This is a genomic window from Afipia sp. GW821-FHT14H12 (assembly GCF_058803465.1).
This window is the reverse complement of sequence record NZ_JBXAOZ010000001.1, coordinates 2,085,849-2,101,808: the sequence shown is the minus strand read 5'-3', so window position 1 is coordinate 2,101,808 and position 15,960 is coordinate 2,085,849. Positions and strand designations below refer to the sequence as shown.

Sequence of the window (15,960 nt, the reverse complement as noted above, 5' to 3'; positions counted from 1 at the left end):
TTTTTATGCGCGGTTTCGGTACGGACGATCAGGCGAAGGCCGGCCGCCTCGACGGCCGGCTTTCGCGGACCATACGCGATCAGTCGTCGTCCGCAATCTTGTCGAAGAAAGAATAACGCAGGCTGTCGGAGTCCGCGTACCAGTCGCCCGGCCCCCTGCCCGCCTTGAGGGTGGCCTCCCAGACCTGATCGGTCCGGTCGTCACGATGCGCGGACAGGTCGAAACCATTGCCGAAGAACAACTCCGACCACTCCCACCAGGTGCCGAGCTTCTTGACGCCGCGCAGGAGGTCGTAGCGATCGATCAGCGCGGGAGCCATGTCGCTCGTCACCGAACCGAACACGAATCCGGTCTTGACCACGCGGTTGATCTCGCGGATGCCCTTCACGACCTGCTTGGGCGAAAGATGGCACAGGCTGGTCTCGAACACGAAGTCGAACGAGTCGGCCTTGAACGGCAGCTTGGTCACGGAGCCGAGCTTGTTGTATTTCCGCAGTGCCTTCGGCGTCTTGGCATGAATGAAACGATTGTTCTCGACGCCCCAGGCATCGACGCCACGCTCGCGCAGCGCGCCGACCAGTTCGCCGCTCGCCGAGCCCGCGACCAGCAGCCGGTAACCCTTCTTGGGCCGCCACACGATCCGGATCATCTCCATCAGGTAATCGGGATCGGTGAACTTCTGCCAGACTTCCGAATAAGGCCCGGCATTGCGATAGTTTTCGAAATAGGCGCGGTCGATCTTGTCGGACGGCACGTTGCCGGTTTCGCCGCGCTCGTAGCGCAGCTTCATCATCTCGGTGGTGATGATGTCGGTCGCGGCGTCAGAGGAATCGAGCAGGCCGTTGAGGGTCGAGTCGAACAGATAGTCGCCGACCACGACAAAGCCCGGATGCTCGTAAGGCTCGGGCCGATGGTTGGTCATCACGTCGCGCACCGGCAGGCCGCCGGGAATGCAGTTCACCGACGACAGCCAGCGGTGAATCTTGCCCTCGATGAAATGCGGGCGGGCCTTGCCGAACGAGGCCGGCAGCGATTTGAGCGCGGCGTCGATCAGCTCTTCATCGGAGAGGTTGGCGTAAGCCAGTGCATCCGAACCCGCGATCAGCCAGTTCAGCACGCCGTTGCGGCCGACATCGTGGCGCGCGCCCTCGACGTAAACACAGCAGCCGCCGAAGGCTTCCGACATCCACCACGCGCCCGGCACCTTGTCACCCCAGAACGGCGTATCGAACAGGATCGACACCCGCAGGTAGTGCGCGGGCCGGTCGAAATAGGCGATATGCCGCACCATCGAATGGCGTAGCAACTCCCCTTCCCAGCGCATCGTCGCCAGCCACGAATGCGGCAGGCACATCACCACCAGGTCGAATTCCTTCGTCACCGGCGCCTTGCCGTTCATCATCTCGACGGCGTACTTGCCGGAATCGTTCTTGCCGACCTTGAGCACGCGATGGTTGAGATTGATCTCGGCGTCGATCTCGCTGCGCAGGCTGTGGATCAACTGCTCGTTGCCGTTCTGGATCGAGTACAGGCCGATATAGCCCTCAATATCCATCACGTAGTTCTTCAAGGCGTTGAGGCCGTTGGTGTTGTGGCTCTCGGTCGCGATATCGGAGCGCGCCATCACCTTGATGAAGCGCTTGGCGATGGGATCGGCCACCTCCTCGTCGAGCACATCTTCCGCGCTCTTGAACGCCCAGGGATGTTCATTGTCGTGCGCGCCGACGCCTTCGTAATATTCGATCGGCGAGACCAGGCTGGTGCAGCGCTTGCGGAAATTCGCGATCGCGTTCGCAGTCTCGGGACCATATTTGCGGCGCATGCCCGGAATGTCGTCAAGCAGTTCGCCATCGAGCTGGATCTGCTCGGCATCCATCGGCACGGTCTGCAATCCGAAATGCTGGATCAGTTCGCGCAGCGGATCGGGACCCGTCATCGAGTAGTCGTAGATTTCGGCGACCCCCGCCTCATAGATCGCGGCCGACGAATCGAATTTGCCTGTCTGGATTTTGCCGCCGAGACGGTTCGAGGCCTCAAAGATCGAAACCCGGCACAACGGCCCAAGTTTCTTCTTGAGGTACCAGGCCGACATCAAGCCGCCCGGCCCACCCCCGATAATCGCAAGATTGATCATTTCTTTGCTGTTCGCCCCGCCATCGGCCGGTCGTTGCGCCAGCCTAACGTCAAAATATACAAAGCCTTTTTCCCCTGAAAGGTAGATGAACAAAACCGGGCTCGGCAATCAAAACCGCCCCGGTCCATCAAAAGAATAGGCTCTTTTTCGGTGCGATCCTTGCGCACAGGCAACGAACAGGCCTGTCCCATCCTCATGAGCCGGGGAACCAGAGACAAGCCGCCACAGCTTGTCAGCGCACTGCAGCAAAAAGGCCGCCCGAAGGCGGCCTTTTCAAGAGGTGAGTAAAGCGAACCGTCACTCCACCGGCGGCAAAGCCAGCGGTTCGGCTTCCGGCGCGGCCGGAGGCGTTGCGATCGCCGCCTGCTTCTCGCGCTCGTCCAGGATCAGCTTGTCGCGCTTGGTCGCGACTTCGCGGATCTTGGCCATCGAGGCGCCGGTGCCCGCCGGGATCAGGCGGCCAACGATGACGTTCTCCTTGAGGCCCTCGAGCGGGTCCACCTTGCCGTTGACGGCGGCTTCGGTGAGGACGCGGGTGGTCTCCTGGAACGACGCCGCCGAGAAGAACGAGCGGGTCTGCAGCGACGCCTTGGTGATGCCGAGCAGCACCGGGGTTCCGGTCGCGGGCTTCTTGCCCTCTTCCTTCGCCTTGGCGTTGTTCTGGTCGAACTCGATCTTGTCGACCTGCTCGCCCGAGATCATGTCGGTGTCGCCCTGGTCGGTGATCTCCACCTTCTGCAGCATCTGACGGACAATCACTTCGATGTGCTTGTCGTTGATGAGCACGCCCTGGAGCCGGTAGACCTCCTGGATTTCGTTGACCAGATAGGCAGCGAGTTCCTCGATGCCCTTGATCGCCAGAATGTCGTGCGGCGCCGGATTGCCCTCGACGATGAAATCGCCCTTTTCGACGATGTCGCCGTCCTGCAGGTGGATGTGCTTGCCCTTCGGGATCAGGTACTCGCGCGGCTCCTCGGTCTTGTCGGTCGGCTCGATCGAGAGACGGCGCTTGTTCTTGTAATCCCGTCCGAAGCGGATCGTGCCGGCGATCTCCGCGATGATCGCGGCGTCCTTCGGCTTGCGGGCTTCGAACAGTTCGGCCACGCGCGGCAGACCGCCCGTGATGTCGCGGGTCTTGGCGCTCTCGGTCGAGATACGCGCAAGGATGTCGCCCGGCTTCACCGTCGCGCCGACGTCCACCGACAGAATGGCGTCAACCGACAGCATGTAGCGGGCGTCGCCGCCGCGCGCGAGCTTCAGCACCTTGCCGTCCTTGCCCTTGACCACGATGGCCGGACGCAGGTCCGCACCACGATTGGTCGAGCGCCAGTCGATGACGATACGCTTGGCGATACCGGTCGACTCGTCGAGCGTTTCGGAGATCGACTGGCCTTCGACCAGATCCTCGAACCCGATGGTGCCCTCGACTTCGGTGAGAATGGGACGGGTATAGGGGTCCCACTCCGCGATGCGCTGGCCACGCTTGACCGTATCGCCCTCGTCGACCCACATGCGCGAGCCGTACTGGATACGATGGGTCGCACGCTCGGTGCCGTCGGCATCGACGATCGCAACGACCATGTTGCGGACCATCGCAACCTTGGCGCCTTCCGAGTTGGTGGCGATCGCCTTGTTCCTGATGACGATCTTGCCGTCGAAGTTCGACTCCACGAACGACTGCTGGTTGATCTGCGCAGCGCCGCCGATGTGGAACGTACGCATCGTGAGCTGCGTGCCCGGCTCACCGATCGACTGCGCGGCGATGACGCCGACAGCTTCACCGTGGTTGACCGGGGTGCCGCGCGCGAGGTCGCGGCCGTAGCACATGGCGCAGATGCCGTTGACCAGTTCGCAGGTCAGTGCGGAGCGGATTTTCACCTCCTGCACACCAGCGCGCTGGATGGCATCGACGTGGCTCTCCTCCATCAGAGTGCCGCGCTTGACGACGACCCTGTTGGTCGACGGCTCGCGGATATCCTCGCCCGCGGTGCGGCCGAGGATGCGTGAGCCGAGCGAAGCCACCACGGTGCCGGCGTCCACGATCGCCCGCATCTTGATGCCGAGGTTGGTGCCGCAGTCGGTTGCATTGATGATGCAATCCTGCGCCACGTCCACGAGGCGACGGGTGAGGTAACCGGAGTTCGCGGTCTTCAACGCGGTGTCCGCGAGACCCTTACGGGCGCCGTGGGTCGAGTTGAAGTATTCGAGAACCGACAGACCTTCCTTGAAGTTGGAAATGATCGGCGTCTCGATGATCTCGCCCGACGGCTTGGCCATCAGACCGCGCATACCGGCCAGCTGGCGCATCTGCGCCGGCGAACCACGCGCACCGGAGTGAGCCATCATGTAGATCGAGTTGATCTGAGCCTCGCCGCCCTTCGGATTCTTCTTCACCGACGAGATTTCCTTCATCATCTCGTCAGCGATCTTCTCCGTAGCCTTGGACCAGGCGTCGACCACCTTGTTGTACTTTTCGCCCTGAGTGATCAGGCCGTCGTTGTACTGCTGCTCGAATTCCTTCGCCATCGAGCGGGTGTCGTCGACGACCTTCCACTTGCCGTGCGGCACGACCATGTCGTCCTTGCCGAACGAGATGCCCGCCTTGAAGGCGTTGTGGAAGCCGAGCGCCATGATGCGGTCGCAGAAGATCACGGTCTCCTTCTGACCGCAGTGACGATACACCGTGTCGATCACGCCGGAGATTTCGCGCTTCGTCATCAGCTTGTTGACGGCGTCGAACGGAACCTTCGGATGCTTCGGCAGAACCTGGCCGAGCATGACGCGGCCGGCGGTGGTCTCGTAGATCTTCGAGATCGGCTTGTTGTCCTCACCGACCCCGTTCCACCGATACTTGATCTTGGTATGCAGGTGGATGACCTTCGAGAACAGCGCGTGCTCGATCTCCGCCATGTCACGGTAGATCTTGCCTTCGCCGGCGAGGCCCTCGCGCAGGATCGAGAGATAATAAAGACCAAGCACGATGTCCTGCGACGGCACGATGATCGGCTGACCATTCGCCGGATGCAGGATGTTGTTGGTCGACATCATCAGGACGCGTGCTTCCAGCTGCGCTTCAAGCGACAGCGGAACGTGCACGGCCATCTGGTCGCCGTCGAAGTCGGCGTTGAACGCGGCGCAGACCAGCGGGTGAAGCTGGATCGCCTTGCCCTCGATCAGCGTCGGCTCGAATGCCTGAATGCCGAGGCGATGCAGCGTCGGCGCGCGGTTCAACAGCACCGGATGCTCGCGGATCACCTCGTCGAGGATATCCCAGACCTCGGGACGCTCCTTCTCGACGAGCTTCTTCGCCTGCTTCACCGTGGTGGACAGACCCTTGGCGTCGAGCCGCGAATAGATGAACGGCTTGAACAGTTCGAGCGCCATCTTCTTCGGCAGGCCGCACTGATGCAGCTTCAGCTCGGGGCCGACCACGATGACCGAACGGCCGGAATAGTCGACGCGTTTGCCGAGCAGGTTCTGGCGGAAACGGCCCTGCTTGCCCTTGAGCATGTCGGCGAGCGACTTCAGCGGACGCTTGTTGGCGCCGGTGATGACGCGACCGCGGCGGCCGTTGTCGAACAGCGCGTCCACAGCTTCCTGCAGCATGCGCTTTTCGTTGCGGATGATGATGTCCGGCGCGCGCAGCTCCATCAGCCGCTTCAAACGATTGTTGCGGTTGATGACGCGGCGGTACAGGTCGTTGAGGTCGGAGGTCGCGAAGCGGCCGCCGTCGAGCGGCACCAGCGGACGCAGGTCCGGCGGAATCACCGGCACGACCGTGAGGATCATCCACTCCGGCTTGTTGCCCGAGTTACGGAAAGCCTCGACGATCTTCAGGCGCTTGGCGAACTTCTTGTGCTTGATGTCGGAATCGGTCTCCGCCATGTCGGCGCGCAGCTGCGCCTCGAGCTTCTCGAGGTCGAGACCCCGCAGCAGCTCGCGGATCGCTTCCGCACCGATCATCGCGGTGAAAGAATCCTGGCCGTACTCGTCCTGCGCCTTCAGATACTCCTCTTCGGACAGCAGCTGACGGTCCTTGAGCGCGGTGAGACCCGGCTCAAGCACGACGTAATATTCGAAGTACAGAATCCGCTCGAGGTCCTTCAGCGTCATGTCGAGCAGAAGGCCGATACGGCTCGGCAGCGACTTCAGGAACCAGATGTGCGCAACCGGAGCGGCGAGCTCGATGTGACCCATGCGCTCGCGACGGACGCGCGACAGCGTGACTTCGACCGAGCACTTCTCGCAGATGATGCCCTTGTACTTCATCCGCTTGTACTTGCCGCACAAGCACTCGTAATCCTTGATCGGCCCGAAGATGCGCGCGCAGAACAGGCCGTCACGCTCAGGCTTGAACGTGCGGTAGTTGATGGTTTCCGGCTTTTTGATCTCGCCGTACGACCACGACAGAATCTTCTCCGGCGACGCGATCGAAATCCGGATCTGGTCGAAGACCTGGGCCGGCGTCGTCGGGTTGAAAAGATTCATAATCTCTTGGTTCATCGTCTTCTCCTTGCGTGCCGATCGTCACCGGCAGCGAATTCGAGAATATCTCGTCAGCTCGCGCGCCTCACATCCTGAGAGAGCGAGGCGCGAATGCCCGGCCGCAAGGCCGGGCAGATAATTTCCGTTACTCGGCCGCCTCGGACGTCGGCGCCGGGCCCATCTTGGAATTGTGCAGGTCGACGTTGAGGCCGAGCGAGCGCATTTCCTTGACCAGCACGTTGAACGATTCGGGGATACCCGCCTCGAAGGTGTCGTCGCCACGCACGATGGCCTCGTACACCTTGGTGCGGCCCGCGACGTCGTCCGACTTCACGGTCAGCATTTCCTGCAGCGTGTAGGCCGCGCCGTAAGCTTCGAGCGCCCAGACTTCCATTTCGCCGAAACGCTGGCCGCCGAACTGCGCCTTGCCGCCCAACGGCTGCTGGGTGACGAGCGAGTACGGACCGATCGAACGCGCGTGGATCTTGTCGTCCACGAGATGGTGCAGCTTGAGCATGTAGATGTAGCCCACCGTCACCTTGCGATCGAACTGGTCGCCGGTACGTCCATCGTACACGGTCGACTGGCCCGACTTGTCGACGCCGGCAAGCTCCAGCATGTCCTCGATGTCTTTTTCCTTGGCACCGTCGAACACCGGCGTTGCAATCGGCACGCCCGGCTTGAGGTTGCGGCCCAACTCGAGGAGTTCATTGTCGTTCAGCGACTTCACGACTTCGTCGTCGCCATAGACCTCCTTCAGGGTGCTCTTCAGCGCCTTGGTGTCGGACTTGCCGTCGCCCTTGGCGAGATAGGCATCGACCGCCTGCCCGATCCGCTTGCCGAGACCGGCACACGCCCAACCGAGATGCGTCTCCAGAATCTGACCGACGTTCATGCGCGAAGGCACGCCCAGCGGGTTGAGCACGATGTCGGCATGGGTGCCGTCCTCAAGGAACGGCATGTCCTCGATCGGAACGATCTTGGAAACGACGCCCTTGTTGCCGTGACGACCGGCCATCTTGTCGCCCGGCTGGATCTTGCGCTTCACCGCGACGAAGACCTTGACCATCTTCATCACGCCCGGCGGCAGTTCGTCGCCGCGCTGCAGCTTCTCGACCTTGTCGAGGAAGCGCTGTTCAAGGCCCTTCTTCGATTCGTCGTACTGCTTCCGCATGGCCTCGATTTCGGCCATCAGCTTGTCGTTCGGCGAAGCGAATGCCCACCACTGCGAGCGCGGATACTCTTCGAGCACCGCACGGGTGATCTTGGTGTCCTTCTTGAAGCCCTTCGGGCCAGCGATGCCCTGACGGTTCTCGAGAAGGTCCGCGAGGCGGCCGTAGACGTTGCGGTCGAGGATCGCCTGTTCGTCATCGCGGTCCTTGGCGAGACGCTCGATCTCTTCCCGCTCGATCGCCAGCGCACGTTCGTCCTTGTCGACGCCATGACGGTTGAACACACGCACTTCGACGATGGTGCCCTGCACGCCCGGAGGCACGCGGAGCGAAGTATCGCGAACGTCGGACGCCTTTTCACCGAAGATGGCGCGCAGCAGCTTTTCTTCCGGCGTCATCGGGCTTTCGCCCTTCGGCGTGATCTTGCCGACGAGGATGTCGCCAGCGCGAACTTCCGCACCGATGTAGACGATGCCGGCTTCGTCGAGGTTCTTCAGCGCTTCCTCCGAGACGTTCGGAATGTCGCGGGTGATTTCCTCGGGGCCGAGCTTGGTGTCGCGGGCCATGACTTCGAATTCCTCGATGTGGATCGAGGTGAAGACGTCATCCTTGACGATCCGCTCGGACAAGAGGATCGAGTCTTCGAAGTTGTAGCCATTCCACGGCATGAACGCGACGAGCACGTTGCGGCCGAGCGCGAGCTCACCGAGATCGGTCGACGGACCGTCAGCGATGATGTCGCCCTTCTTCACCACGTCGCCCACCTTCACCAGCGGGCGCTGGTTGATACAGGTCGACTGGTTGGAACGCTGGAACTTCATCAGGCGGTAGATGTCGACGCCCGACTTGGTCGGATCGAGATCTTCGGTCGCGCGGATGACGATACGGGTCGCGTCGATCTGGTCGATCACGCCGGTACGGCGCGCCGCGATCGCAGCGCCCGAGTCACGCGCAACCACGCCTTCCATGCCGGTGCCGACGAACGGCGCTTCGGCGCGCACCAGCGGCACGGCCTGACGCTGCATGTTCGAGCCCATCAGCGCGCGGTTGGCGTCGTCGTTCTCGAGGAACGGGATCAGCGCCGCGGCGACCGAGACGAGCTGCTTCGGCGACACGTCCATGTAGTCGACGCGATCCGGCGTGAGCTGGATCACTTCGCCCGCATGACGGCAGATGACGAGGTCTTCGGTGAAGCGGCCACGGTTATCGAGCGGCACGTTGGCCTGCGCGACGCGGTAGCGGCCTTCTTCCATCGCCGAGAGGTACACGACCTCGTCGGTGACGCGACCGTCCTTCACCTTACGATAAGGCGTCTCGACGAAACCATACTTGTTCACGCGCGCGAACGTCGCGAGCGAGTTGATGAGGCCGATGTTCGGACCTTCCGGCGTCTCGATCGGGCAGATACGGCCGTAGTGCGTCGGATGCACGTCGCGCACTTCGAAGCCGGCGCGCTCGCGGGTAAGACCGCCCGGTCCAAGTGCCGAGAGACGGCGCTTGTGGGTAATCTCCGACAGCGGGTTGGTCTGGTCCATGAACTGCGAGAGCTGCGACGAGCCGAAGAACTCGCGCACCGCGGCAGCGGCAGGCTTCGCGTTGATGAGGTCCTGCGGCATCACGGTGTCGATATCGACGCTCGACATGCGCTCCTTGATGGCTCGCTCCATGCGCAACAGGCCGACGCGATACTGATTTTCCATCAGCTCGCCGACCGAACGCACGCGGCGGTTGCCGAGATGGTCGATGTCGTCGATCTCGCCCTTGCCGTCGCGCAGGTCCACCAGCGTCTTGATGACGGAAAGGATGTCTTCCTTGCGCAGCGTGCGATGGGTATCCGGCGCATCCAGCTCAAGGCGCATGTTCATCTTCACGCGGCCCACGGCCGAGAGGTCGTAGCGCTCGGAATCGAAGAACAGCGACTGGAACATGTTTTGCGCGGATTCGAGCGTCGGCGGCTCGCCCGGACGCATCACGCGGTAGATGTCGAACAGCGCGTCCTCGCGCGTGACGTTCTTGTCGGCGGAGAGCGTGTTGCGGATGTAGGGGCCGACATTGACGTGGTCGATGTCGAGGATCGGCAGATCCTTGTAGCCCTGCTCGATCAGCGCCTTCAGCGACTTCTCGGTGATCTCCTCGCCCGCTTCGGCGTAGATTTCGCCGGTCTTCGGGTTGACGAGGTCTTCGGCGAGGAACGTGCCGACGAGATCGGCGTCGCTCATGCGCAGCGCCTTGAGGCCCTTCTCCTGCAGGAGGCGGGCCTGGCGCACGGTGAGTTTCTTACCGGCTTCGAGCACAACCTTGCCCGAATCCGCATCGACGAGATCGGTCGCAGCCGAATAGCCGCGGAAACGATCAGCCGAGAACGGCACGCGCCAGCCATCCTTGGCGCGCTTGTACTGAATCTTCTTGTAGAAGGTCGACAGGATCTCTTCGCCGTCGAGGCCAAGGGCCAGCATCAGCGAGGTCACCGGAATCTTGCGGCGGCGGTCGATGCGCGCGAACACGATGTCCTTGGCGTCGAACTCGATGTCGAGCCACGAACCGCGATACGGAATCACGCGCGCTGCGAACAGCAGCTTGCCCGAAGAATGGGTCTTGCCCTTGTCGTGATCGAAGAACACGCCCGGCGAACGATGCATCTGCGAGACGATGACGCGCTCGGTGCCGTTGACGATGAAGGTGCCGTTCATCGTCATGAGCGGAATGTCGCCCATGTAGACGTCCTGCTCCTTGATGTCCTTCACCGACTTCGCGCCGGTTTCCTCGTCGATATCGAACACGATGAGGCGCAGCGTCACCTTCAGCGGCGCAGCGAAGGTCATGCCGCGCTGGCGGCACTCGTCGACGTCATACTTCGGCGCCTCGAACTCGTAGCGCACGAACTCGAGCTGTGAAGTGCCGGAGAAATCGTTGATCGGGAACACAGACCGGAACACAGCCTGCAGACCTTCGTCCAGCCGTCCGCCTTGAGGCTCGTCGACCATCAGGAACTGGTCGTAGGATGCCTTCTGAACCTCGATCAGGTTCGGCATCTCCGCGACTTCCTTGATGTGTCCGAAGAACTTGCGAACACGCTTGCGACCGGTGAAAGTTTGCTGCGACTGCGCCATCGTGGCCTCTCATTTCGCCGCCTTGCCGGCGGCATTCCCCGGACTGCGGCTGCGCACCGCTGTCCAGCTTGAATTTCGAAATCGTCCCGGTCGCGCGCGTTGCCGCGCCGCATCCCAAGACGCAAAATGACGTGCGAAACGCTCACCGCGTTTGCCCGTCAACCAGACCCTAAATTCTCGAACAGCCCGAAATAGCTTTCGCTCTCCGACGCCTTAGTCCCATGACCCCTGCTGGTCGGGACGCCTTTCGTGCTCCCACCTATCTGGTGGGTTTTTGCAGCTTTTCGAGGGGTACCTCCCCGAACCGCCACACATTGTCGTGTCCGGACCGGCTCCCGAAGGAACCGGCCCGAACAAGATTGTCGTCTTACTTGAGCTCGACCTTGGCGCCGACCTTCTCGAGGGTCGCCTTGATCTTCTCGGCTTCGTCCTTGGCAACGCCTTCCTTGAGCGGCTTCGGCGCGCCTTCGACGAGGTCCTTGGCTTCCTTGAGGCCCAGGCCGGTGATGGCGCGGACTTCCTTGATGACCTCGATCTTCTTGTCGCCGGCCGAAGCCAGAACGACCTGGAACTCGGTCTTTTCTTCAGCAGCAGCGGCACCACCGCCAGCGCCCGGAGCAGCAGCAACCGCAACAGCGGCGGCAGCGGAAACGCCCCACTTCTCTTCGAGGAGCTTCGCGAGCTCGGCAGCCTCGAGCACGGTGAGGCTCGAGAGGTCGTCCACGATCTTCTGCAAATCAGCCATTGTATCTTTCCTTCAGCGTATCAGTTCGAACCAGTTGAGATGGAGAATGGCATCACGCCGCTTCACCCTTTGAGGCATAGGCCTGAACAACGCGCGCGACCTTCGCCGCGGGAGCGTTGGCGAGCTGAGCGATCTTGGTTGCAGGCGCCACCAGGAGGCCGACAATCTTGCCGCGCAGTTCGTCGAGCGACGGCAGCGAGGCAAGCGCCTTCACCGCGTCGGTATTCAGGACAGTCGTTCCCATCGCGCCGCCAAGGATGACGAACTTCTCGTTCGTCTTGGCGAACTCGACGGCAATCTTCGGCGCTGCGACCGGATCGTTCGAAGTAGCGATCACGGTTGGCCCCTTCAGCAGGGAACCAATGGAGGCAACGTCCGTGCCCTCAAGAGCAATTTTGGCGAGACGGTTCTTCGAGACCTTCACCGAAGCGCCAGCCTGCTTCATCTGCGTGCGCAGAATCTGCATCTGGGCCACCGTGAGGCCGGAATAATGAGCGACGACCGCAACGCCCGTGGACTTGAAAGTCCCCTTCAGCGCGTCGACCGCCTCTTTTTTTGCCGCTCGTTCCACAGCAAGCTCTTTCCGGTTGGCGGCCTTTGCTCGGAAGCAGGACCGCCGGGTTGCACCGATCGCCCTGCCCAGCTCGGGTCTCGAGACACTCAATCAATCTCTCGACACGTCAGGGCCTGACGACATTGACAGCCTGCCCTCTCGTCCGGCCGCGAAGGCCTTCGGAGGTGTCGAGGTCGAACCAAACCCGCTGTCCACCGTTGTTGCACGGTGGAATGCAAAATCCGGTCTTCACCCGTCTGTGCAGGAAATTAAGCCAAGCCCTTCAAAAGAATAGGCAAGACACCCGCAGTCTTGGACAGGATTCGAAGCCGCCATCCATGAAGGAGCGCGGCCCCTGCCGCTTTCCAAATCCAGGCCGACAGTCGTTCTTTTCCGGGTCGAACAAGCCAAGCGGATTGATCGACGAGGAATGAACTCCTATTGATGGGTTTTTCGGAAAGCGAGCACGGACGCGCCAGCGACAGCCAGCACGCCCGGAAAGGAATGTTTAACGAGTCCCGGCTGCTTTGCCAAGTGGATTCTGGGTTCCGAAAGCAGGTTTCGGGCCAGTAAGAGCCGCTTCAGAGGCCTTCTCGGAAGACAATAATACCGCCTCCAAATTCCCCTCTCCAAAAGCAAAGGGCGGAGCGGATTTGATCCGCCCCGCCCTGCAATCTTGTAAGCAACCCCGATCAGGAGTTCAGGCTGCCCGGCTCAACCTTGACGCCCGGGCCCATGGTCGAGGACACCGCGACGCGCTGGATGTAGGTGCCCTTGGCACCCGCCGGCTTCGCCTTTGCAACTGCATCGGCGAGCGCCTTGATGTTCTGCACGAGCTTCTCTTCCGAGAACGACGCCTTGCCGACGCCGGCCTGGACGATGCCAGCCTTCTCGACACGGAATTCGACCGAGCCGCCCTTGGCGCCCTTCACGGCCGCCGCGACGTCCATGGTCACGGTACCGATCTTCGGGTTTGGCATCATGCCGCGCGGGCCGAGCACCTTACCGAGACGGCCGACCAGCGGCATCATGTCCGGGGTCGCAATGCAGCGATCGAACTCGATCTTGCCGCCCTGCACGATCTCGACGAGGTCTTCGGCACCGACAACGTCAGCGCCAGCAGCCTTGGCTTCGTCTGCCTTGGCGCCGCGTGCGAACACGCCGACGCGCAGCGTGCGGCCGGTGCCGTTCGGCAGCGTGACGACGCCACGCACCATCTGGTCGGCGTGACGCGGATCGACACCGAGATTGATCGCGATCTCGATGGTCTCGTCGAACTTCGCGTGCGCGCGTTCCTTGACGAGTTTGACGGCGTCCGCGATCGGGTAGAGCTTTTCGCGGTCGATGCCCTCGCGGGCCTTCACGAGCTTCTTTCCAACAGCCATGACTCGTTACCCCGCCACTTCCAGACCCATCGAACGGGCAGAGCCCTCGACCATCTTCATGGCCGACTCGACGGTGTCACAGTTGAGATCCTTCATCTTCTTCTCGGCGATCTCGCGCACCTGCGCCTTGGTCACCTTGCCGGCCTTGTCACGGCCCGGCGCCTTCGAGCCGGACTGGATCTTCGCTGCCTGCTTGAGGAAGAAGGACATCGGCGGCGTCTTCATCTCGAAGGTGAAGGAGCGGTCCGCGTAAATGGTGATGACCACCGGAATCGGGGTGTTCTTTTCCATCTTCTGGGTCTGCGCGTTGAACGCCTTGCAGAACTCCATGATGTTCAGGCCGCGCTGACCAAGCGCGGGACCGATCGGTGGCGACGGGTTCGCCGCACCGGCCGGCACCTGCAATTTCAGGTATCCGGTCACTTTCTTTGCCATGCTCAACTCCTTCAAATGGCCCGGACCATTCCGGGCCTTCTTGAGGAACCGTGGTCCGGTTTCGCAAGTGACTGGCGATCACCTGCCCCCTTCCACGGGTCTTGCGGAGCGGCGAACCGCTCCGATAACGATCAGACCTTCTCGACCTGACCGAATTCCAGTTCGACCGGCGTTGCGCGGCCGAAGATCGACACCGCGACCTTCACGCGCGAACGCGCATCATCCACTTCTTCCACCACGCCGGAGAACGACGCGAACGGACCATCCGCCACGCGGACATTCTCGCCGACTTCGAATGACACCGAGGTCTTCGGCCGCTCCACGCCTTCCTGCACCTGATGCAGGATGCGCATCGCTTCGGCTTCGGAAATCGGCATCGGCTTGTTTTCGGCGCCGAGGAAGCCCGTTACCTTCGGAGTGTTCTTGATAAGGTGGAACGCCTCGTCGGTCAGGTTCATCTTCACCAGCACGTAGCCGGGGAAGAACTTGCGCTCGGTATCGACCTTGCGGCCCCGGCGCACTTCGGTGACCTTCTCGGTCGGAACCAGCACCTGCTCGAACAGGTCCTCGAGGCCGCGTTGCTTGGCCTGCTCCCGAATGGATTCGGAGACCTTCTTCTCGAAGTTCGAGTAGGCGTGAACGATGTACCAGCGCATGCTCATGTGTCAGTTCCAGCCGTCGCTAGCGAATGCCGAGGACGAACGTAATCAACATCCGGATCACCTGATCCGTGACGAAAAAGAAGATCGACGCAACCGCCACCAGCACGAACACCATGATGGTCGTGATCATGGTCTCGCGGCGGGTCGGCCACACCACCTTGGACGTCTCGGAGCGGACCTCCTGCAGAAATTTGAACGGGCTGAACGCCATCGTCTCGGTATCCACTCGCGTCTGAATAAAGTGTCGGGCCAGATTGCTTGCTTTCCGGACAGACGTTCGCGATGCCCAACCCTCGTTTGAAGGATGAGCCGCCAAATAGGCTTGTCGCGGGCTCGATTGTCCGGGGAGATAAAGCCGCGCCGGATATCCGTTGAACGGGCCGACAGCAGGTAGCGCTATCTACTGCGGACCGGCCATCAGGTCAAGGTGCCAGCAACCCCTGCCTGCCCCCGGACAGGACCGTAAATCCCGCTGCGGCCTCATATTTCAGACAAAGCCGAATTGCCCGCCCTCCAGCCAGATGCAAGTCAGGCGGCCGGAGGAGAAGGCCCGCGTATCGATATTGATGCGATTGGGCCTGATTTCCGGTTCCGGCGCCGGGGTGTGGCCATGGATGATGAGCTTCTCGAACAGCCCCTCATGGTCAAGAAACTCATGCCGGATCCAGGTCCGGTCCACCGCCGATTGTGCCTCCAGTGGAATGCCCGGCCGGACCCCGGCGTGGACGAAATACAGGTCGCCCGCCGCATAGGACAAAACGAGATTGCGATAGAAATCGCGGTGGCTGCCCGGCATCGCGCGCTCAAGCGCATTGGCGAGGTGCAGGGCTTCGGTCGCATCCGGCGCCGGTGAAGACGCAATACCGTAGGACGCCAGCGTCTCACGTCCGCCAAGCCCGCCCCAGATCGGCATGATCTTCGGATTGTGCGGGAAATCCAGCACATAGGCCTCGTGATTGCCGCGCAGGAAGATGCAGCGCTCCCGGCGGCTAAGTTCGATCAGCGTATCGACCACACCGCGCGAATCCGGACCGCGATCAATGTAGTCGCCAATGAAGATTCTCAGCGCCTCAACGCCAGAGCGCGCGGCAAGATCGGCATCGATCGCGGCGAGCTTATCCCGCAGCGGACCCGCACAGCCGTGGATGTCGCCGATCGCGTAGATGCGCACACCCTCAGGCGCGCGAAATCCGGAAGGAATGGGCTGGGCTGAAACCGTCATGACAATTTTCCCGGTCCGCTGGCCGGCCAGTAAACCGTATAAAGAATTCCTGCGACG

Annotated in this window: 10 protein-coding genes; all 10 read right to left on the bottom strand. The window is 61.8% G+C overall.

Annotated elements, in window-relative coordinates:
- Positions 1-79: 79 nt before the first annotated feature.
- Positions 80-2,134, bottom strand: a complete 2,055-nt coding sequence (locus AC1RNA_RS10555; protein ID WP_492951053.1) for an FAD-dependent oxidoreductase — start codon at positions 2,132-2,134, stop codon at positions 80-82.
- Between the two features lie 297 nt (positions 2,135-2,431).
- Positions 2,432-6,637, bottom strand: coding sequence for a DNA-directed RNA polymerase subunit beta' (gene rpoC, locus AC1RNA_RS10550; protein WP_492951052.1), 4,206 nt, complete (start codon positions 6,635-6,637; stop codon positions 2,432-2,434).
- 127 nt (positions 6,638-6,764) lie between these two features.
- Positions 6,765-10,901 carry a DNA-directed RNA polymerase subunit beta gene (gene rpoB, locus AC1RNA_RS10545; RefSeq protein ID WP_009341069.1) on the bottom strand — a complete coding sequence of 1,379 codons (4,137 nt, stop codon included), beginning with the start codon at positions 10,899-10,901 and terminating at the stop codon, positions 6,765-6,767.
- Positions 10,902-11,268: 367 nt separating this feature from the next.
- A complete protein-coding gene (gene rplL / locus AC1RNA_RS10540) occupies positions 11,269-11,646 on the bottom strand; it encodes a 50S ribosomal protein L7/L12 (protein WP_009341070.1) in 378 nt (125 codons plus the stop codon).
- Between the two features lie 52 nt (positions 11,647-11,698).
- Positions 11,699-12,217: a 50S ribosomal protein L10 gene (rplJ, locus tag AC1RNA_RS10535; protein WP_009341071.1), complete on the bottom strand. Its 519-nt coding sequence runs from the start codon at positions 12,215-12,217 to the stop codon at positions 11,699-11,701.
- A 674-nt stretch (positions 12,218-12,891) separates the two neighbouring features.
- The gene (gene rplA, locus AC1RNA_RS10530) at positions 12,892-13,584 is read right to left on the bottom strand and encodes a 50S ribosomal protein L1 (protein WP_009341072.1); all 693 of its coding nucleotides are present in this window, start codon (positions 13,582-13,584) and stop codon (positions 12,892-12,894) included.
- Positions 13,585-13,590: 6 nt separating this feature from the next.
- Entirely contained in the window at positions 13,591-14,019 is a 429-nt protein-coding gene (gene rplK, locus AC1RNA_RS10525) for a 50S ribosomal protein L11 (protein ID WP_009341073.1), read from the bottom strand.
- Positions 14,020-14,150: 131 nt separating this feature from the next.
- Positions 14,151-14,681, bottom strand: a complete 531-nt coding sequence (nusG, locus tag AC1RNA_RS10520) for a transcription termination/antitermination protein NusG (protein WP_009341074.1) — start codon at positions 14,679-14,681, stop codon at positions 14,151-14,153.
- Positions 14,682-14,700: 19 nt separating this feature from the next.
- Positions 14,701-14,892: a preprotein translocase subunit SecE gene (gene secE, locus AC1RNA_RS10515; protein WP_009341075.1), complete on the bottom strand. Its 192-nt coding sequence runs from the start codon at positions 14,890-14,892 to the stop codon at positions 14,701-14,703.
- Between the two features lie 276 nt (positions 14,893-15,168).
- Positions 15,169-15,903, bottom strand: a complete 735-nt coding sequence (locus AC1RNA_RS10510; RefSeq protein ID WP_048755825.1) for a metallophosphoesterase family protein — start codon at positions 15,901-15,903, stop codon at positions 15,169-15,171.
- Between the last annotated feature and the right edge of the window lie 57 nt (positions 15,904-15,960).